The sequence below is a fragment of the Gluconobacter albidus genome (genome assembly GCF_002005485.1).
Classification (GTDB): domain Bacteria; phylum Pseudomonadota; class Alphaproteobacteria; order Acetobacterales; family Acetobacteraceae; genus Gluconobacter; species Gluconobacter albidus.
On record NZ_CP014689.1, the window covers coordinates 1,340,615 to 1,359,715 of the forward strand.

Below are 19,101 nucleotides of genomic sequence, written 5' to 3' on the forward strand. Positions count from 1 at the left end.
AGAAGCTTTTCAGTTCCCTAAATCGCACGATCCCACGTCGAGAGGATCGCCGCGATCTTCTTCTGTTCGGGGAGAGGGGGGAAACTGCAATTCAAACACAAAACATTATTTCTATTTAAAGTAGGAACAGAAGATGCCTCGTCAAATTTTTTTAAGTTCACATAATCAAGAAAATATTTAATATAATTTATATTGTTTGATTTAAAGTCTGACACCCATAAAGCAGTGTCATGGGGCCAGAAGTTTTCATTAATAATATGTACGTCCCCGATATTGCCTTTTCTACCAGTTACAATTCCGGGGCCAATTACCTTATAGGTATCATGATAATACGAGACACCTGACGAGGAAATTACTGGGACATTCCCCGAACGAGCTTGCGCTTTGGTTAAATCAAAACCACGTTGCAACATGAAAAAATCTTTAATTTTTCCACTTTTCCACCCATCAGGAAGCATAACCCAGCTCCTTCAGATAAACGTCCATCTGGGCTTCCAGCTTCGCCAGCTCCGCCTTGATCTCCGCCCGCTCTTTGCGCACGGCGTTGATGTCAATCTCTTCTTCTTCCTCAAACGTATCAACATAACGCGGAATGTTCAGGTTGTAGTCGTTCTCCCTGATCTCGTCCGGCGTGGCGAGGTGGGCGTATTTGTCCACGTCCCTGCGGGCGCGGTAGGTGTCCACAATCTTGGTGATGTTCTCTTCGGTCAGCGCGTTCTGGTTCTTGCCCGCCCTGAACTCTCGGCTGGCATCAATGAACAGCACGTCCTTCGTCTTGCGGTCCTTACGGAAGATCAGAATGGCCGCCGGAATCCCCGTGCCGAAGAACAGCTTTTCCGGCAGGCCGATCACCGCGTCCAGCAGGTTTTCCTCAATCAGCTTCTGGCGGATCTTCCCTTCCGAACTGCCCCGGAACAGCACCCCATGCGGCACGACCACGCCCATGCGGCCCGTACGGTCTTTCAGGGTGCTGATCATGTGCAGAATAAAGGCGTAATCGCCCTTGGTCTTGGGCGGCACACCGCGGGCAAAGCGGTGATGCACGTCCTGCTCCGCCTCGTCATGCCCCCATTTGTCGAGGCTGAAGGGCGGATTGGCCGTCACCACGTCAAAGCGCATCAGGTGGTTCTTGTCATCCAGCAGCTTGGGGTTGCGGATGGTGTCACCCCATTCAATGCGATGGTTGTCCTCGCCATGCAGGAACATGTTCATCTTGGCAAAGGACCAAGTGGAGCCAATAGCCTCCTGTCCATACAGGGCGTAGTCCTTGCTGCCGTTGTGGTTCTGCGTCACCTGCCGCCCGCATTTCATCAGTAGGGACGCCGAGCCGCAGGCCGGATCACAGATGGTCTCACCCGGCTGGGGGCTCAGAATACGGGCCAGCAGTTCACTGACTTCCGGCGGGGTGTAGAACTCTCCGGCTTTCTGTCCACCGCTGGCGGCGAAGTTCTTGATCAGGAACTCGTAGCCATTGCCGATCACGTCCAGATTGCCGACGCGGGAAGGACGGAGATTCAGGTCCGGCTTGTGAAAATCTTCCAGCAGATGGCGCAGAATGGTGTTCTTCTGCTTCTCATCACCCAGCCTGTCAGAGTTGAAACTGATGTCCTGGAAGACGCTCTTGCCTGCGTCCTTGAGCTTGGTGCCGTTGGCTTCTTCAATGGCATGCAGCGCCTTGTCGATCCGCTCGCCATTACCGGGGGCATTGCGCTCTTTATAGAGCGTATAGAAATCCGAGCCCCTGGGCAGAACGAAGCGCTCCTGCTGGAGCATGGCTTCGATCAGCTCCGGATTATCGCCATATTGCTTCTTGTAGCCGTCATAATGGTCCTGCCACACATCGGAGATGTATTTCAGGAACAGCATGGTCAGCACGTAATCGCGGTAAGTGTCAGGGCTGACAGTGCCGCGAAAGGTGTCACAGGCGTTCCAGAGCGCCTTGTTGATGGTGTCTTGTGAAATTTGCTCGGTCACGAACTTAAATCCTGTTTCAAAACGTAAAGGGAGTGTCAGCCCGCCAGAATATCTCTGGCAAGTCCGGTCATGATCTGCTGGTTGGTCCGGCGCAGGCGGTGAAGCAACTCTTCCTCGCGCTGCATGGCATTTGCCAGGCCCACAATCTGTTCCTGTCGAGGCAGGGGAGGCAGCACAACAGGTGTGGCTTCCAGCACCGGTCGGGCGATGTTGCGCACAAGGGTGGAACTCTGGGCCTGCTGCTCCAGATGACGTTGCGCTGGCTCCTGATTGAGCCACCAGGCCAGATAAGCGGGCAGCGCGCCGGAACGTGTCACACGCAGAAGAAAGAAGTGCGGAGCGGCGACGGCCTGAAGGCTACCAATACGCTCATCGATCAGAACAGCCAGTGACACATTGCCTCTCGCGGGGAAGAGAATATCACCCGGACGCAGCCAGTCGGGCTCGCGACGTCCGGAAACTTCAGACCGCAGGCAGGACGGCCAATTCACGCCAGAAGGTGAGGTGTCCCGCATCTGCACGACAACCGTCTTCGCCCCTTCGATTGGCGCGATTTTTCCTCGGAATGGATGACCCGCCACGATTGAGGTGATGTTCGAAAGGGTTTCTTTTTGTGCGCGAAAGAAGTTCATGCGTCTTTATAAAAATAGGAGCGGTCGCTTGTGAATGATAATATGCACGAAAGACATTCACGCATACAGGGAGAGGAGGTAATTTAGAGGCCTCCCGGATTATGGTAAAAGGGTGATCGCGCCACATGTTACGCAAAGGGAGGGGGTCATGTGGGACGAAATCGGGATCGCTGGCTTGAGGGAATAGCCGCATCTGTTGCGGCGATTGACGTTGCACCCTGCGGCGATTAGATGGCACATTCTCTGCAAAGGACGCGGGGAATATGGTGCGATATATCTATCAGCGCCCGGAATGGCCGGATTTTCAATGGGACAAGGAGATCATTTCCCATGAACTGGCGGCGGTGCGTCACCGGCAGAGTCGGCTTCTGGGACGCATGGAAAGTCTGGGGTTCGATTTCAGATCGGAAGCCCTGCTCCAGATCCTGACGGAAGATGTCCTTAAATCGAGCGAGATAGAGGGGGAAAACCTCGATCGCGAGCAGGTGCGCTCGTCCATCGCCCGACGGCTGGGCATGGATATTGGGGCATTGGCACCGGTGGATCGGGACGTTGAAGGTGTTGTGGAGATGATGCTGGACGCGACCCGGCATTATGCCGATCCATTGACCGCAGAGAGGCTGTTCGCATGGCATGCGGCTTTGTTTCCGACTGGCCGAAACGGCATGTCGCGCATTCTGGTTGGAGAATGGCATGATGACAGAACCGGTCCGATGCAGGTCGTGTCAGGGCCTGTCGGACGCGAGAAAGTCCACTATGAAGCTCCGTCCGCCAGCAGCGTGCCCGCGGAGATGCAGGTCTTCCTCGACTGGTGCAATGCCGGGCATGCGCTGGACCCTGTGCTCAAGGCGGCCATTGCACATCTGTGGTTTGTTACCCTTCATCCATTCGAGGACGGGAACGGGCGCATGGCTCGGGCCATCGGTGATCTCATGCTGGCGCGTTCGGAGCAGACAGACCAGCGTTTCTACAGCCTGTCAGCCCAGATCCGTCAGGAGCGGAAAGAGTATTACGCCGTTCTTGAGGCCACTCAAAAAGGGGATAGGGACATCACGGTCTGGCTGCACTGGTTTCTGGCGGTTCTGGATCGTGCTTTTGATCGTGCCGAGCAGGTTCTGGGAAAGGTCATTCAGAAGGCCCGCTTCTGGGATACTCTGGCCGGTCAGTCAATCAATGACCGGCAGCGCCTCATGCTGAACCGTCTGCTGGACGGGTTTGAGGGTAAGCTGACCTCATCCAAATGGGCGAAGCTGGCAAAGACGTCACCGGATACCGCCCTAAGGGATATCAATGATCTCGTAGAGCGCAGTATCCTGAATAAGGAGGCGGCGGGTGGCAGGAGTACGAGTTATGTTCTGGTTCTTCCCGAGATGTAAAATGCCTGTCGAAGATGATGATCATGGCAGTGGAATTTATCGGAATAGCCCCTTCGACGAATATATTGATTTATCAATGTGTTGAGGGAACTTTAGAGGCGATCAATCAATCCGCTTGTCAGTAGCAGTTTTCTTGGGTTGTGGGCCCCTGCAACTACTTCCATCATAATTCCCTACAAATCGACGTCTGATCGCCATGAAATACTGGCTTATCAGACAGTTACACACGCTTCGACCTTCGAAAGAGGGCCGGGCGATAACGTGCGTCTACGCATCGCCATGGCCTACAGGGCCGCCTCAAACGGTTTTCTCCGATCGTTTAACATTCATCGAAGGAAATCAGACAATGTCTGAAGATCAGGAAATGCGGGACGTCATCCGTGCCCGAATGAAAGGCCGGATCCGGTTCAATTTCGTCATCGATAGGATCGAGATGATCGTCGGGGAGCCAGACGAACTTCTTCGGTGGGAGCAGATTAACAGGCTCACCATGCTCCAGCATCTTCCACCATCGGTGGTAGAGAGGCTTTAGGACATGTTTACCGATGCGGCAGGGTCAGGCTTCTATGCCGAAGATCGGTTGGCCGGGGTGAAATTTATCGGACTACACAAGGTTGCGGGGTACCTTGAGGAAGAGGAAGGCACCCGGATCGACGAAATCCCACGGCTTTCGTTCTCAGCACTGCCACCAGCTGTGAGTCTCAATACCTATCTTGCTGGGCGATACCGGACAACAATCGCCGAAGTCCTGAGGGCCGTTCGAGGCACATCGGAAAAAGACCTTCCGAACAGGCTTAGGCTTAGGGCCATTGATTTGATTATGGAAATTTGATTCAGGCTCTGTGAGGAGACTGGAGATGAGCGACTTGTTTTGGCTGACGGACGAACAAATGAAGCGTTTGCAGCCCTTTTTCCCAAAGAGCCATGGTAGAGCCCGCGTTGATGACCGCCGCGTGCTGAGCGGCATTATTTTTGTCAATCGGAACGGCTTGCGCTGGCGCGATGCGCTCCGGGAATACGGTCTACACAAGACGCTCTACAACCGCTGGAAACGCTGGGGCGCCAAGGGCATTTTCATGAGGATGATGGATGGTCTGTCTGCCGCGAAGGCTGAGCCGCGGACCATCATGATTGATGCAACCTATCTCAAGGCACACCGCACGGCTTCAGGCCTGCGGTTAAAAAAGGGGATCCAGGCCGCCTGATCGGTCATACCAAAGGCGGTATGAATACCAGGTTGCATGCGGTTGCCGATCAGAACGGACGACCGCTGAGCTTTTTCATGACTGCAGGGCAGATCAGTGATTACACCGGAGCCTCTGCTCTGCTGGACAGCCTGCCCATGGCACAATGGATGCTGGCGGACCGGGGTTATGATGCTGACTGGTTCAGGGATGCCCCGGAGGAAAAAGGAATCAGGCCCTGCATTCCGGGACGGAGAAACCGCGGAAAACCCGTCAAATACGACAGGCGGAAATACAAACGTCGCAACCGCATCAAGATCATGTTCGGACGGCTCAAGGACTGGCGGGGGGTCGCAACACGCTATGACAGATGCCCGAATGTCTTCTTCTCAGCCATCCGCCTCGCCGCAACCATCACGTTCTGGCTATGAGTCCTGAGCCTAGCTCATAAATCTGCCATCTAGATAAACCTTTGGAAGACCTCGATTTTCCGACACCTGTTAGAAAAACTAACGCGATTTCAGAGGGTTTTGGCCCATTTCAGAGCCAAGATCGAAAAACCAGACCATTCAAATCGCTGTCTATCAACAAAAACGCAAAATTTCAAACAGTGAACTCAAAAACAAACGCGAGTTTTCTGCCGCTTGCAGAAAAATGGGGTATGGTTTCGAGGCGAAACCCGTAGCGTATTTTTCGGCCCTAACCCTAGAGCGTCCACGATTCTAGGATAAGCAAATCGTATTGCTTATCGAGTTTTCTGCGGCTCGCAGAAAAATGGGGTATGGTTTCGAGGCGAAATCCGTAGCGTATTTTTCGGCCCTAGCCTTAGAGCGTCCACGATTCGCACTTCGGATCCGTGTAGACAAAACCTCATGGACGGCGAAAAACCCGCGCCAATAAGACCTTTCGATCCACTTCCGAACGGATGAAGGCTCAGGAGCCTCATATTTACCCGCTGGGCACGGTCTGGGATGTCCGGGCTCGGATGCCCGGACCTATAGGAAGACCCTTATCAGCACTCCTAGAGAGCCTTGTGAGATGCGAAAGGGGAAACAATCACACCCCACAGAATATAAGGAGAGACCTAAATCGTTCTCCGCAAGAAATTAAGGCACGATACTGCATTTTGGTATGCGGGGCATACGCAAAATGCGAAAAAAATAGCGGATAACCGCCATTTTTTATGAGATGGATGTGATGGCCTCGATCGGTTGAACGATGCGCGCTGAGCAGCGCGATTTTGACAGGGCAAAATCTGCATCGTTCAAAACAGAGGGTCCAAAAGAGATAGGGCAGGGCGGGTCAGGGTGCCGATGCTTTCATGGGTTCTGATGAGGGCAATTCTCCCCTCAATCCCACTGAGTAAAGAGACAGTTTTTCTATCACGCATTTTCCTCTCTTTAGCTTGGTCTTTTCAGGACAGGCATCATGACATTGCTTTCTTCCGTATCTCAGGCCGAACGGCTTGAGCGTTTTCGTGCGCGCACTGGCTTTATGCAGGTGTCGTCACTTCGGATCCGGCTCGTGAGCTGGCGCCCCCACAAACCGATCCTGGCTTTCGGGGATGGCAGCATTTTTGATTTCATCATTCAGGACTTCCGCTGGACGCCGTTGACCCTCTCCGCGATCCAGACCCGCTATCGGACCCTGGATCTCCATCACAGCGGTTCGGGACGACTTTGCTTTGAGGAGCCTCTGGTGTTTCCCCAAGAGGGCATGGACGCCCCTCAGGCGGTTGCGGGCTTCAACCTGCACTTTCTGCGTCACTGGCTCATACCGGGCGATACAGCCCTCGCTTTGCCGAGCCTGTGTCTTTACCGCAGCGCAAAAGAAGTCTGGCCTGATCTGATGTTCCATACACCGATGAGCCTCGTGCTGCATGCGGCTCTGAAGAACTTGTACAGAGGACTGGAACCCGAGGATCTCGTCGGCCTGTCGGCTTCGGCTCAGGACCGGATGCTGCTTGACGCATTGCTGCAGATCCTCAACCCGGTCGATCTTCTGGGTCTGTCCTCTTCGACCGATGTCGAGCCTGCGCCTGTCATCAATGGTCTGGCCGTCGACCCTCACTGGTTCGCGACCGATTGCGCCCCTGGCTACAACCTGCGGGCCAGCCTCGATCAGCTGGGACTTCCGGATGATCCCGATCATCCGTCCCGGAAAGGCTGAAATTCGGCATTCAGACGCCGCTTTCCAAAATCTTTCATTCCTTCCGTTCCTGAACACTCAATTGGTCACCGGACGCTTCAAGGCGGACCGGTGTCGATCTGCGTCTTGAAGGAGCGGGACAGACAGGGTTCCCGCCTCATGACATCCAAACATTTCTCTCCCTCCGATCCCGGCCTGGACCGGCTGGTCGATGTCTGGCTGCAGATGCACGACGTGTTGCTGCCAGCCCTTCTGGCCGCACGCGATCATGGTCTTGCCGACACCATGCCCTTTGGCTGTCCGCTGGACGGCCATGTGCTGCTGCTCCGCCAGCTTTTGCGGGGCTTTGAAAAAGGACTTCAGGAGGTGGCTGACCGGTCGCCCCTGTCCTGAACCTGACCAGACAAACACATTTTTCCATCAATACTCAGCCCCGATCTGCCCTCAGGCGATCGGGGCCCAAAGGATCTTTGACAATGAGACAGTTTTCTTCACGCGCCTGGATGCGCGGACAGACATCCCGCCAGACCCGTCGCATTTCTGTGTGGGACGCGACCTCGCAGGATCTGCGGATCATGGCGGAGCTGACCGAGGAACTGGGCGCGCCCCCGGTCTCGCCGATGATGCGGTATTGCGGACCGCAGGCGCACCATCTGGTCGAACTTGCCGGGAATGCCGGAGACTGGGGGCGGTTACTGGGGGCTCTCGCACGTCGGTATCCCCACCTGCCAGAGGGCAGCCACGTCGCTTCTGACGGCACCGAGCTGGAGTCCAACCCGGAACGCATCGTCTGGGAAACCCTGCGGCGTCTGCAGCCTGACGATCTGGATCTGTGCTGTCACCCTCTGTTGGAAAAAGGGCGGTTTCTGCGCAGTGATTTCGGCATCTGCGCTCCGGATGACGACACGCCTCTGGTTTATCTCGAAGTCATGGGCATGCTGGGATCAGATCGCGAATGCCAGACGGATGTCGAAGAGCATTCCCTTAAGCGTCTGGCAATCAAGGAGCGCTGGTTCAGTGAACCGGATCGGCCTCTGCTACGCATCATCTGGCTCGACATGATGGCGCATCCCGAATGGCTGGTCGCCATCTGCGAAGAGGCGTTCCAGGCGGCCTATGCCCGGATGACAATGAAACAGCGCTCGCGACGATAGAGGCACTTCGCGGTCACCTCATGACAGGGGGTGTCAGAGCAGGTTTTTCGCCGCCGCAACTACCCCTGCGCGCGGGCGCACGTGCATGACAGAAAGGAAGAACACGTTGGAAATATTTGAAAGGTTTTGGGTTAGGGATCTTCCCTTCTCCCCAGAGAAATCCTTTCGGATTGTACTGTCGAGCCTAATGCCGACAGCTTTGGTGTCAAGTCCGGACTAGCAAGGACGCACTTTCATGACTTACTCAAATGTCTTAACCGACCAGGATCGCGACGCCATCATGTTCGAGATGGTTCTGCCACAACTGGTGGCCTATCGTGACAGTCTGCCACAGGACGTTCCGGCGATCAGCGCCGTGATCGCTCTGTTGCGCATGCTGCAGAGCAATCGACAGGAAGACTGAGTGCCGCGTGCCAGCTCCGGTTTGGGGTTGGCACGTTTTCACAGCGTTTCATCATCCTGTAAAGAAAGATGATCCGGTTTCGAACCGTCTGGCATGTCATTCAGGACAGTTTTCTCAACCCGTGTTGCCCGCCACAGCAGGCAGGGGGCTGCCACCATGAACACGATACCGAAGCCGGGTGTGAAGTAGAGATGAAACGTGGAAAAGAAAAAGAAGAAATTCTGCGTCTGGGTCTGATATGACTGCAGAAAGACATAGGTTTTGATCAGGCAGAACAGCGCCAGTGCATAAGCGGCCCGATCACAATACAGCCGTGGAACATTAAACGAAGCGCGTCTGCGGCTCAGACAGGCTGCCCCGAAAGCGGCAATCGCCAGCCACAGCGCAAAACCCATGACATGAAATCCACTGAAACCCGTTTTCTGGACCCAGGACATGTCCCGTTCGACGTGCCGGTAGGCGCAGGAAAAGATGCCGCTAAGCAGAACGCTGAGCCAGGCTCCCAGAGTCAGTTCGTCCGGAGCTTGCCAGAACCGGTGCAGTCGCGCCCGGATCTGTTCGAAATCAATGTCTTTCCTGTGCATACCGGGGGCGCTCACTGTGTCTCGACAGTCTTGCGGAATACAAAACTGTGTTTTCCCGCATTCCAACTCCAGATCGGAACACTCATGCCCGGCCCGGCAAAGGTCAGGTCCTGGACGCCATCGTGACGACTGCTGAGCGTTGCAATGCCAGCGGCAGAATTCTGCCACAGGACATGCCGGTCTTTGTCGAGGATCGTATAGTCTGCACCGGCGCCTCCAAAGCAGGCAGAGTCCTCTTCAATGACGACATTCACCCTCCCCAGAGAGCCGCTGACATCGAGAGACAGGATTTTGGGCGTGACAGGGGTGTCGCACATATCCTGATAGCCTCCCTTTGTCTTCTTGAGGTTAGGGACCGCTTTGAGGAGTAGGGTGTCAGAAGGCGTGACCGGGTGGGCTTGATCACTATTGAGCCAGTGGGCCTGGGCAATGGCCTGCCTGTCGCTCTGTGCGTGAGCCGAAGGCAGCAAAAGGAGGGCCGTTATCAGTGGTGTAAGAAAGAGGTGTCTCACGGAATTACCTTTTTGATCATTGGCAAGACATGAAGTCGTTCGAGATAGTCGCAGGCTGGAGAAGCCGTCTGAGAGATGGGGCATTCTCAGTTTCAGAAGAGGCCACTGCCCGTTTTAACGGCAGATGAGTTCATGGTGTGGTGCCAGACGACGTCACCGTTGAAGAGGACGGTCAGGGTCTTCTCTGTGCCATGAGTTCCCTGATGCAGGTCCCCGTATAATGGAATGAAGTTGGAGGCATCCGACGAGGCGTTGGAGAACGAGTAGCGCCATTGTTCGTGGCCGCTGTCGGTAAAAGTGCTTTCGCGGGGATCGCCAAACTGCGCGCGGATCTGCTCTTTGGTTGTCACACCATCCTGGATCTTCTGATCGATAGAGGCGGTCGTTTCATTTTTGAGGGCTTCATTGCCCTCCGAGGCACAGCCCGTCAGGGCGATCAGCCCGGTCAGAGACAGAGTGGCGACAAGTGTTTTGAGCATGCGTTTGGACATGGAAAATCCTTTCCGTTCTCCGATGAGAACAGTTTTGTTGAAAGAAAGTATCTGTAAGCCGACTTCAGACGAGGGACGGCTGTCTGTTTAGTCCAGACCGTATTGCTGTCGCCGCAGCCGGGCGGCCTTGCGCTGCTTGCGGAATTCCATCCGAAGACAAATCCAGCTTCCCATTCCGACACAGAACATGATGAGCGAATGCCATAACAGGCCCATGATCACGCCGCAGACGACGCAGATGCCCGCGCCCATCCACGTCGCGTATCGCAGCATCTGAAGCGTCTCGGCTTCCTCTTCACCATATGTTTCCAGATAGGCCGCCCGATAGGCTGCCTTCTGCGTATCATCACCGTGCCCGTTTTCAGAGGCGTTACCAGGAGGTGCCATGATCAGTTTCTTTCGCCTCTCATCAAGGGTTGAACAGCATCATTGTGATCGTAGCCACAAGGAGCATGATGATCATTGGCGGGAAGACGTCGTTCTCACAGAGCCAGTCCACAGCCTGAAACCAGACCCTGACTCCCACGATGACAAGAGCGGCGCCGACGAAGAGGAGAGCTCCCATAAGCAGCATGTCAGGCGTGTCCTGGCGTGCGCCGGACACCGGTCGCCCGAACAACAGGGTCCTGACATTTTGCATGGAAGGGATCAGACAGAGAGATCATTGCCAGCTCCTCGAAACCAGGATGCAGACAATTCTGCAGCGCCTGTTCGCCGTGACTGCAAGCAGTAATCTACGGTTCCCCGCCTTCTGTCAATACGGTTTTGCGCCTAATATAATAGTCGGCGTTTCGTCGAGTATGCTGAACCTTACGAATGCGGCACACCGCCAATCCAGACGACCTCGCCGAGCAGGCGGAAGCAGTCCAGACGATCAGCTGCAATATCCTGTGGCGGATAGCGGTGATTGTCGGCAATGACCCGCACACCTCCGCCCAGTCGCGGGTCGAGGCGGCGGACCATCAGGGTGCCAGCACTCTCAAGCGCATAAAGCGCACTGCCTGACACAGCAGTGACGCCGCGATCCACGATCACCAGATCGCCTGACGACAGGGTCGGCTCCATGGCATCGCCTTCATTGGTGATGAGGCAGAGTGTGGACAGATCTCTGGGAACGGCCTGCTGTAACCAGTCACGTCCAATGCGAAGACCGTCTTCACGATTGTCATACCAAGGGACAACGATTTGCCGCGTCGACGTCGTTTGGACTTCTGCCGCGCCGGAGGGCGAACCGCCTGCCGTGCCAAAAGCGATCCAGTCCAGGGACACGCCGCAAACCCGGGCCAGGGACGCCAGAGCGGAGAATTTCATCTCACCGCCATTCATGTAATCACGCAGCGTCGTGTAGGGCACACCAGCCGCCTTGGCGGCGTGAGTGATGCCGATGGTCTGGGCCGCTTCACGGAGGCGCTCGCCGCGCTCGCGCATCAGGCGGATCTGGTCGTCCATAAGTCTACGCTTTCGCCTGCGCTGTCGGGCCACGCTGATTGTCCTCATTCAGAAATGAGGCATCAATACGATATTCCGCTTGATATGTAAGTCGGTAACTCGTATTTTGTGAACTTGAAATGTTGCGGGGCCCGTGACTCGTCATGGTCAGATCCTCGCATGAAATCGACATTCTGTCGAAGGGATTGTCATGCCTGAAGATCCACTCCTGCCGCCCCCAGCTCGTTCTCCCGGCCTCGAGGACCTGCATGCCGGTTTGCATGACGTACTGCGTCTGATCGAAATCGAGCATGCCCTTTTGAAAGGCCGCTTGGAAAGCCTGAGGGCGGACAGTGACGGAGCCCGTCTGCTCGAAGGTGTGATGGTGCTCGGGACCGTATTGCAGCAGCGGATGGGTGGTCTTCTTCAGATATGTCGAGATGTGGGCAGACTGTGATTCAAACGCTGTCTTAGGCATGACGCGACGATAAAAATGCATATGCTCAATGAGTACTTTAACTGTGACAAATAAAAAATGTGCTCGCAGACATGTCCGCGATGGGGGGGGAGCTGAATGTCGGTTATCGGGAAGAAATGACTGAATGCTGCCATTCACAGCTTTCATGTTCGTGACGGCTATCGAGCAAAATAGGCCGTTCCGCAGTTACCAGTTGAAAGTCGGCTTACACCATTACCGGCCACTCGAGAGCTCGTTTGCTAGGGATTGGGATGCACTAATCGGGGCCGCCCACCTGCCGAACACGCCCGCCACAAAGGCCCCATGGTCCTACATGAAAACGGTATCCTCCACCCCGTCGAAGTAGCGACGCGATAGATTAACGTGTTGCCTCTAACCGTGACACATGGCACGATAAGTACCGCAGGATCTGCCCGTTAAATCCGTTCCTGCAGCCAGTGTTCATTGAACACGCCCTTGCGGGGGCGCTACGCTCCTACATTACAATGGCATTATCTTCCCGCGCCGAGGCAGCGTTGCGGGAAGTGTCTATTTTCTCCCTTACGGCTTTAAATGCCTTTATGCGGGCAGGGATAGCCTGCCGCTGATTGCGTTCGAGCCCGCCCATGACGTCCGTAAAAGTCGTGTTGTCGCCGATCTCGATCAGGCGTTGACGGACCACGCTGTCATCGCCATCTAGTTCAACCGAACGGGATGGAGACATGGTGCGTTCCATAGCGAGCGTCATCCGGACGGGCACATGGAGATCGCCGATACGCCGGCCAACAACATAAATCGCATGATCCCTGAATGGCTGCCGCTGATCGCCGATGCTTCGGTTCCTGAACTTGACGATTTCTCTGTCCGAATACAGCCAGTAACGCCCTGGCTCCAACCACAGTCCGTACTGCGTGACTGCTTCTATTTTGAACGAGCCCATCGCGTCCGACGCCTCGCGCTCCAGCCAAGCGACCACGCTGTCACGATGAATGGTCGGAAGCGAGAAGTGGATGGAGTCGATGTTAGTGTAGCAGATCTGCACATCCGGGGCGCAGGCAAGAATCATTTCCATCATCTCCAGCAGCATGGTGCGGCCGCGTGCCACGATCCGTTGCCCCAGAAGATGGCATGCGGAACCGGTCTGAAGGGCTGGGCCGCGAACAATGACGCCATTGTCTCCGTGATGAACTGTCACGCCTTTACGGCCGTCCAGCCAAATGTCAGTAGCGGCTTCCGGCTCATCGGCCGGTACGTCGATTCCATAGTGAGATCGAACGTGGACCATTGCCGCTTTCCGGGTTTCGAAAGTTCGCCGCGGTCTTGATGAACGGCTCGCACATGACGTCATTAGCGTGGCGAGGCATTTTTCCCTGTCTGCAAGGGTCTTGTTGCCCTGATGCCGATAGTTTTTCCTTCGGGCAAATGACCGTCTCACTTCTCTGGCGAGCGGGTGCAAGGTGGTCTCGTTCGAGACAATGGCTTCGACGAGATGGATACGGCGAAAATGCCTACTAAAGAAGGCTAGTTCGAATTCATTAAGGTCGATCTCTATCGGCTCATTTAGTTGTGCACGCAGATGCCGCCCGGAATGGAAGCTACGAAGCGGATTGTGTCGCGCGATGAAGTCCGTCGCAGGCTCATGGAGCACGCAGCGGTACAGACCGGTAGTGAGCATTTCGCTCGGATCTAGATCTCGGTTCAAGTGTACCAGGTGCAGAGCAGACGGCTTGGGGAAATCGTGCTGCATGCAACTGGGATACATGCCATTGAAATCGATCGCGATGACGCTTCTGTCGGGGTTTACCTCCTCAAGTACGTACGCTTCCTGGATCGGCAGATGCCAGGCCAAATAGAAGCGCACGTCATGGATACTGCCTTGACGCAGCGCGTTGCAGATGGTGTTCCATTTCTCGTCGCAGAACGACGCTGCGGAGAAAAAATGCTGACCAAAGCGCCGGACAATGGCCTCGGCTGCTCGAAGGCTGGCCACAGAATTATTCAGGAAACGACACTCTGGAAGCCACGGGTGGAGATCCTCCAGCGCGGCTGGAGGATCCATTCCGGGGTTCGCTAGTGTGATCAGATCCACCTCGCGCCTTGTCAGCGTGACGGCGCGTCCATCGACTGCGGCATATGTCTCGATCGGCCGCGTCCCATTGTGATCGCTGATCGACAATGCGTCAGCTCCGACGAGGTGAAGTCTTTCCAGTGCCTGCTTCTTGCGTTTGCGTAATAGCACAGGCCGATCCGGTACGGACACATTGGGTGGACCGTGGAAGCGATAGGACCGGCTCATCGGGAGCGAATGCGATTTCGACCTGCCCGACGCATACGTAAGATGCCACAATGCGCAAGAGCTAGTTCGTTCACGACTGCAACGCGATCAAACTGGTCAGAGCGCGCGGCGCGAGCAAGGCCGTTTCGGATAGAGTAAGGATAGAAATCCAGCAGTGAGCGTATGTGCCTGAGGCGCCAGTTCTTGATGGATCGCCTGTTTGATGTAAGCAATTGTGGCTTAGCCCCTAGCGTTTCTCGATCGGCGGTATAGGCCTCCGCGAGTTCCCCAAGTTCTTTCACCGACGACAGTCGAAGTTCCCGTGCGGAGAAGTGAAGGCGCGCTAGGGCGAGAATTGCCCTTGTCCTTTCACGATCAAGAGCCTCACCCCCTGGATGTGAAGCCGTTTCATCGGCAATATCATGTAGAGAGGCCTGTAATACTCCGGCGCGTCGGTATGCGGTCATTGCGCTGGCCGGGTCATAGGTCAGTACAGATCGGATGCGTTCCTCCGTGCCAGCGGAACGTGGAATGGCCTCAGCGGCGAGAAACTGATTGATGAGCGCCCTTATGCCGTGCGGTAGCGTAGCGGTGATCGCTGACGGATAGTCGAGGCGTTCCCACTGAGCATATCGCGCTACAGCATAGGAATGACCGAGCCTCAGCATGTCACGAATGAAGTGTTCTTCCGCGCCATCCCGCCCTTGTGGACTATGGCCAATGATGGTCTCAGGCTCCGAACCAATTGCCATTTCGGCCTGATGCACGGCATGACGCCAATCAGACGGCGTGATGTCCTTGTAGTTCAGTTGTCTAGCCGACGTCGATTTACCCGCCAGTAGCCGCAGTTCCCCGATCTCGTCGAATTCAAGCTCAAGCGCCGCCTGCTCGGCTTCACGCTCGTTCGCCGCGCTGATAGCGTCTATGTTAAGGCACCTGTCAAGGTCACCGACCCAGACGCTCAGTCCGCTATCATTGCTCATCGAATAAGCCCACGTGGCACACTCAGTTCACAAAAAATCATGTGATTTATCTAGCCTGACGTGTAGTTCCTAATCTTGTGTAGCAGGTTCGAACGCCTGGCTGCCTCTCTTTCTTAAACCTAGAATTGATGGTTCTCAAAATGTCGGCTGCTGATTAAAGACGCCCTTTCGACGCCCGTGCCGAGACGGCGGCAAAGTCCCAAACTCTGTCTATCGCGGTTCGCCCGACAATGTCGGCTTTCGTGCAACCATCATGACCGCTTGGGTGCCTGAGATGAAGGCGTAAACAGTCTGCCAGAAAGGAAGCTTTTTTGATTCGGATTCTTATCTGCAATCAAGATAATAGCGGCACAATGTTCGATTGAATAAAACAAGGGCATGCCCCCTTGAATTGCAAGGGGAACGATAAAACATAAAGATCTCAACAATTGTGGACATGAGAAAATGAAGCAGCCTGGTTTAGATCAACGCCATCGTGATAAAAACGGTGCTATTAGCCGAAAGCATGGGAATACTTTGATTCGCACGCTACGCGTGACGTATGGCTCCAACTTCGCTCCGGGTTTTTCCGGTGAGGTAACACTTGCCTCTGTTCTGCAGAAACTAGATGAACCCTCGCTGAGCAAGTTAATCGCTAGTTTGCCGGCGCACGAGCGATAAGCATCACAAATGAGCCCTGAAATGTCAGGGCTCATTGACCTATGCCTTCAGACAAACAATCTCATTTTGAGCAGATTATTGGGTTAGTAACGAGATTTCTACTGAGTGGAATGTATCGTGCAGAGTAATCAGACCATGGTCTGATGTCCGCTATCCAAAAATGAACGAATCTCGTCTAGTTACCGACATGAGGGCGACTGCTGTTTGCCTGCTCCTGTATCGCTGAGGAGACAAACAGCTCGTAGGGGGGAAATAGCAGGTCGGCCTTTGAGCTGAATGTGGCTAAAGCTGCCTCTATCGTTCACCAACAAACACCAACCTTGCCGCTAGGCCTGCAAAAACCGAACCAAGTACGATCCGAGATGATTTACGGAATCGTCCAGTCCCTGAAAAGGCCTTCTTGATCCTTGAGGCCAGCAGGATAACGGCGCCGTCAACTCCTAGCCCAACGAGGTTGAGGACAGTGGCCAACACCATGATCTGGCCGACTATGGACCCGTTTTCTTGCCTTACAAACTGCGGAAAAAGAGCGAGCACAAACAGCGCCATTTTTGGGGTTAAGCAGGTTCGTCAACCATCCCTGTCGGAAGATAGCGATGAGCGGGGTATATGCCGCCGATTCACGAGGGGTTGACTGCTCAGTGCCTGACCGCAATGTCTGCCACGCTAGATACAAGAGATATGCCGCTCCAGCATATCGAACAATCTCGTAGGCTAATGGCACGGCCAGGAGAAGCTGCGACAATCCAAGCGCGGCCGCCAAAGCATGACAATAAGTTCCAGCTTGAATACCAGCAAGGGAAGCAAAACCAGCCGCCCTGCCTTGGCTTGCGCTTCGGGAGGCAATGAGCAGCATATCGGGGCCGGGCGTCATCGTAAGCGCGAGACAAGCAAGGGTAAATAGTGTGAGAGTTGAAATGTCCGGCATGAGCAATTTCCTTATAGCCGGAATTTCTATGTATCCCAAAGATGTCACGTAGGAAGAAAGGATCGCGCCTCAACGTAGACTACGGCCCGACAATGTCAGCTTCTCAGATGAGGAACGGCAGCTCGCGACGTCCAGAATGAGACGATAGTTGCCGCTACATTTCTATGCCAAACTCGAAACATATGCCTCTCCTTCGCCTCGCCGTCGAATTTGCTGCCCTCTATCTCGGTGGCCCCCTTATAATCCTCGAACTCCGCCGCCCCGGCATCCTGTTCGGGCTCATCTGGGTGACGGCTATCGCGGCGTTTCTCGCGATCAGGGGCGAAAAGCCACAACCTCATGACGTGCGTTGCGAGCTGCGAGTCATCTTCCTGCGTTTCGCGATCCTCGCGCCAGTTATCGTGGCGCTGACGGCATGGTTCTGGCCCGAGACATTCCTCAGCCTGCCGCTTCAGAAACCGCGCTTGTGGCTGCTGATCATGGCGCTCTATCCGGTGCTGTCGGTGTGGCCGCAGGAAGTGCTCTACCGCGCATTCCTGTTTGCCCGGTATCGCCCGCTGTTCCGCAGCGACAAAGGCATCATCACCGCAAGCGCACTCGCTTTTGGCTTCGCCCATGTGATCTTCCTGAACTGGATCGCAATCGCCATGACCGCCATTGGCGGCCTACTCTTCGCCCGCGACTACGCACGCCACCGGTCGCTGCGCCTGACTTGCCTAGAACACAGTCTCTATGGTTGCCTGATCTTCACCGTAGGCCTCGGCCGCTTCTTCTACACAGGCGCCGCCTGGCACCACTGAGCGCTAGCCGACCGGGCCGGAGCGCCACGTCAGCGTTATGGAAGATGTTCAATTCCGGCGTCTTGCGCGGGCAGTTCGGGCAGGGTCAGGGCGACGACCGACACCTTGGCGTACCGCGGGTTAAACGGCGCCGGGATCGGCCGAGATCAATCCTTGCACGCTCTGAGACACGTCTGCTTCGAGAAAAGGTCGTGCCGCGCTCTGACGTCCGACAAGAGGGCGAGAGCTGCCCGTCTACTTAATTCCCGAAGCCGATGTAGTCTGTTGACGACACATCACGCTGTCTCCCACGACAATCGTGAGTCCGCTTACAATGGCACCCCCTGAAAACTGCTGACGTCGATCATGAAACTGCCATCGGCCTCAATCCCGAAATAGCGTGTGACATCATCCGGCGCGGCCTGTTGCAGGGAGCGGATGGCCGCGACCCGTTCAGAGGGTGTTTTCGTCCGCGCCACCCAGCTTTCGAAATCCATGCGCAGACGATGTATTCCGACGCTCTGAAGAACAAACCCCGCCTGTCCCAGCAGGGTCGTCCATTCGGCCACAGTATAATCCCGGACATGCGAGATATCACGCAGCAGTTCCATCGACTGCAACCAGCTGTCCAGCAGACCGGACGGCGGGGCTGTCACATCAATGAATAAAGCCATCCCCGACGGAGCCAGCACACGTCGCGCTTCCCGCAGGCCTGCTACTGCGTCCGACCAGTGATGGGTCGTAAAGCGGCAGAAGACGGCGTCAAAGCTCCCGTCCTTAAAAGGGAGATTCTCTGCGGGAGCCTGCACGGTCGTGACGTTGGACAGTCCCTGTCGTGCTGCTTCCTGCGCTACGGCATCCAGCATTGGACCAGTCACATCGCAGGCGACAACCTCTCTGACATGGGGGGCGAGCCGATAGGTGACGTGACCTCCACCGCAACCAATATCCAGAACGCGTCGAATTTCCCTGCCAGCTACTAGGTTTTCGACCCTGTCCAGATCGCTGCCCTGACTGTGTACCGTGCTGGCCACATAATCATGCGCCCGTGCGGCATAGTGCTTTGCCGCATAAGGTTCCGTCATCTTTTCTGTCTCCGCCGTTCCATGACTCGTTGCGGTCCAGGCTGCCAG

Annotated in this window: 24 protein-coding genes; 10 read left to right on the forward strand and 14 right to left on the reverse strand. The window is 55.4% G+C overall.

Annotated elements, in window-relative coordinates; genetic code table 11:
• Window positions 1–17: 17 nt before the first annotated feature.
• The 3 genes from A0U94_RS05930 to A0U94_RS05940 are packed head-to-tail and all read right to left on the reverse strand — an operon-like array spanning window position 18 to window position 2,606.
• Window positions 18–458: a restriction endonuclease subunit S gene (locus A0U94_RS05930; RefSeq protein WP_077802778.1), complete on the reverse strand. Its 441-nt coding sequence runs from the start codon at window positions 456–458 to the stop codon at window positions 18–20.
• Window positions 448–1,974, reverse strand: a complete 1,527-nt coding sequence (locus tag A0U94_RS05935) for a type I restriction-modification system subunit M (RefSeq protein WP_077802779.1) — start codon at window positions 1,972–1,974, stop codon at window positions 448–450. Before A0U94_RS05935 ends, A0U94_RS05930 begins: the two co-directional genes overlap by 11 nt.
• A gap of 35 nt (window positions 1,975–2,009) precedes the next feature.
• On the reverse strand, window positions 2,010–2,606 hold the full coding sequence (locus A0U94_RS05940; RefSeq protein ID WP_077802780.1) for a restriction endonuclease subunit S domain-containing protein: 597 nt from the start codon (window positions 2,604–2,606) through the stop codon (window positions 2,010–2,012).
• A 263-nt stretch (window positions 2,607–2,869) separates the two neighbouring features.
• On the opposite strand from A0U94_RS05940, the gene A0U94_RS05945 reads away from it, so the two are divergent.
• The 8 genes from A0U94_RS05945 (at window position 2,870) to A0U94_RS15885 (ending at window position 8,871) form a co-directional block, all read left to right on the forward strand.
• Entirely contained in the window at window positions 2,870–3,982 is a 1,113-nt protein-coding gene (locus A0U94_RS05945; protein WP_077802781.1) for a Fic family protein, read from the forward strand.
• A 346-nt stretch (window positions 3,983–4,328) separates the two neighbouring features.
• Window positions 4,329–4,514, forward strand: coding sequence for a hypothetical protein (locus A0U94_RS16085; RefSeq protein ID WP_244178093.1), 186 nt, complete (start codon window positions 4,329–4,331; stop codon window positions 4,512–4,514).
• Between the two features lie 3 nt (window positions 4,515–4,517).
• Window positions 4,518–4,814, forward strand: a complete 297-nt coding sequence (locus A0U94_RS16090) for a hypothetical protein (RefSeq protein ID WP_244178094.1) — start codon at window positions 4,518–4,520, stop codon at window positions 4,812–4,814.
• Window positions 4,815–4,839: 25 nt separating this feature from the next.
• A protein-coding gene (locus A0U94_RS05955) for an IS5 family transposase (RefSeq protein ID WP_149026696.1) occupies window positions 4,840–5,597 on the forward strand; the annotation gives its coding sequence in 2 pieces (ribosomal slippage) (window positions 4,840–5,173 and window positions 5,173–5,597; 759 coding nt in all).
• A 997-nt stretch (window positions 5,598–6,594) separates the two neighbouring features.
• Complete coding sequence (locus A0U94_RS05960) at window positions 6,595–7,335, forward strand: hypothetical protein (RefSeq protein ID WP_077802782.1); 741 nt, start codon at window positions 6,595–6,597, stop codon at window positions 7,333–7,335.
• A 138-nt stretch (window positions 7,336–7,473) separates the two neighbouring features.
• The gene (locus tag A0U94_RS05965; RefSeq protein ID WP_077802783.1) at window positions 7,474–7,707 is read left to right on the forward strand and encodes a hypothetical protein; all 234 of its coding nucleotides are present in this window, start codon (window positions 7,474–7,476) and stop codon (window positions 7,705–7,707) included.
• An 83-nt stretch (window positions 7,708–7,790) separates the two neighbouring features.
• Window positions 7,791–8,468: a hypothetical protein gene (locus tag A0U94_RS05970; RefSeq protein ID WP_077802784.1), complete on the forward strand. Its 678-nt coding sequence runs from the start codon at window positions 7,791–7,793 to the stop codon at window positions 8,466–8,468.
• A gap of 235 nt (window positions 8,469–8,703) precedes the next feature.
• Entirely contained in the window at window positions 8,704–8,871 is a 168-nt protein-coding gene (locus A0U94_RS15885; protein ID WP_167369359.1) for a hypothetical protein, read from the forward strand.
• A gap of 38 nt (window positions 8,872–8,909) precedes the next feature.
• Here the strand turns inward: A0U94_RS15885 and A0U94_RS05975 are convergent, their stop codons facing one another.
• The 6 genes from A0U94_RS05975 to A0U94_RS06000 form a co-directional block, all read right to left on the reverse strand.
• The gene (locus A0U94_RS05975) at window positions 8,910–9,470 is read right to left on the reverse strand and encodes a hypothetical protein (RefSeq protein WP_244178095.1); all 561 of its coding nucleotides are present in this window, start codon (window positions 9,468–9,470) and stop codon (window positions 8,910–8,912) included.
• A complete protein-coding gene (locus A0U94_RS16095; RefSeq protein WP_244178096.1) occupies window positions 9,467–9,772 on the reverse strand; it encodes a hypothetical protein in 306 nt (101 codons plus the stop codon). The genes A0U94_RS05975 and A0U94_RS16095 overlap by 4 nt, the downstream gene beginning before the upstream one ends.
• Window positions 9,773–10,059: 287 nt before the next feature.
• Window positions 10,060–10,458 (reverse strand): hypothetical protein, encoded by a 399-nt coding sequence (locus A0U94_RS05985; RefSeq protein ID WP_077802787.1) that lies wholly within the window; start codon window positions 10,456–10,458, stop codon window positions 10,060–10,062.
• Window positions 10,459–10,545: 87 nt separating this feature from the next.
• Window positions 10,546–10,845 carry a hypothetical protein gene (locus A0U94_RS05990; RefSeq protein WP_077802788.1) on the reverse strand — a complete coding sequence of 100 codons (300 nt, stop codon included), beginning with the start codon at window positions 10,843–10,845 and terminating at the stop codon, window positions 10,546–10,548.
• A 22-nt stretch (window positions 10,846–10,867) separates the two neighbouring features.
• Window positions 10,868–11,032, reverse strand: coding sequence for a hypothetical protein (locus A0U94_RS15890; protein WP_167369360.1), 165 nt, complete (start codon window positions 11,030–11,032; stop codon window positions 10,868–10,870).
• Window positions 11,033–11,268: 236 nt separating this feature from the next.
• Window positions 11,269–11,907, reverse strand: coding sequence for a LexA family transcriptional regulator (locus A0U94_RS06000; RefSeq protein WP_208611679.1), 639 nt, complete (start codon window positions 11,905–11,907; stop codon window positions 11,269–11,271).
• A gap of 190 nt (window positions 11,908–12,097) precedes the next feature.
• Between A0U94_RS06000 and A0U94_RS06005 the strand changes: the two genes are divergently transcribed.
• The gene (locus tag A0U94_RS06005) at window positions 12,098–12,343 is read left to right on the forward strand and encodes a hypothetical protein (protein WP_077802791.1); all 246 of its coding nucleotides are present in this window, start codon (window positions 12,098–12,100) and stop codon (window positions 12,341–12,343) included.
• Window positions 12,344–12,839: 496 nt separating this feature from the next.
• On the opposite strand, the gene A0U94_RS06015 is transcribed toward A0U94_RS06005, so the two are convergent.
• From A0U94_RS06015 to A0U94_RS16330, 4 genes are all read right to left on the reverse strand, one after another.
• The gene (locus A0U94_RS06015; RefSeq protein ID WP_149026698.1) at window positions 12,840–14,639 is read right to left on the reverse strand and encodes a hypothetical protein; all 1,800 of its coding nucleotides are present in this window, start codon (window positions 14,637–14,639) and stop codon (window positions 12,840–12,842) included.
• On the reverse strand, window positions 14,636–15,601 hold the full coding sequence (locus tag A0U94_RS06020) for a hypothetical protein (RefSeq protein WP_077802794.1): 966 nt from the start codon (window positions 15,599–15,601) through the stop codon (window positions 14,636–14,638). Before A0U94_RS06020 ends, A0U94_RS06015 begins: the two co-directional genes overlap by 4 nt.
• Before the next feature lie 954 nt (window positions 15,602–16,555).
• Window positions 16,556–16,810, reverse strand: a complete 255-nt coding sequence (locus A0U94_RS16325) for a hypothetical protein (protein ID WP_408735616.1) — start codon at window positions 16,808–16,810, stop codon at window positions 16,556–16,558.
• On the reverse strand, window positions 16,695–17,189 hold the full coding sequence (locus tag A0U94_RS16330; protein WP_208611680.1) for a LysE family translocator: 495 nt from the start codon (window positions 17,187–17,189) through the stop codon (window positions 16,695–16,697). Before A0U94_RS16330 ends, A0U94_RS16325 begins: the two co-directional genes overlap by 116 nt.
• A 182-nt stretch (window positions 17,190–17,371) precedes the next feature.
• Here A0U94_RS16330 and A0U94_RS06035 point away from each other — a divergent pair, with 182 nt between their 5' ends.
• Window positions 17,372–17,989: a CPBP family intramembrane glutamic endopeptidase gene (locus tag A0U94_RS06035; RefSeq protein WP_244178097.1), complete on the forward strand. Its 618-nt coding sequence runs from the start codon at window positions 17,372–17,374 to the stop codon at window positions 17,987–17,989.
• A 308-nt stretch (window positions 17,990–18,297) separates the two neighbouring features.
• Here the strand turns inward: A0U94_RS06035 and A0U94_RS06040 are convergent, their stop codons facing one another.
• Complete coding sequence (locus A0U94_RS06040; protein ID WP_077803875.1) at window positions 18,298–19,053, reverse strand: class I SAM-dependent methyltransferase; 756 nt, start codon at window positions 19,051–19,053, stop codon at window positions 18,298–18,300.
• Window positions 19,054–19,101: the final 48 nt, after the last annotated feature.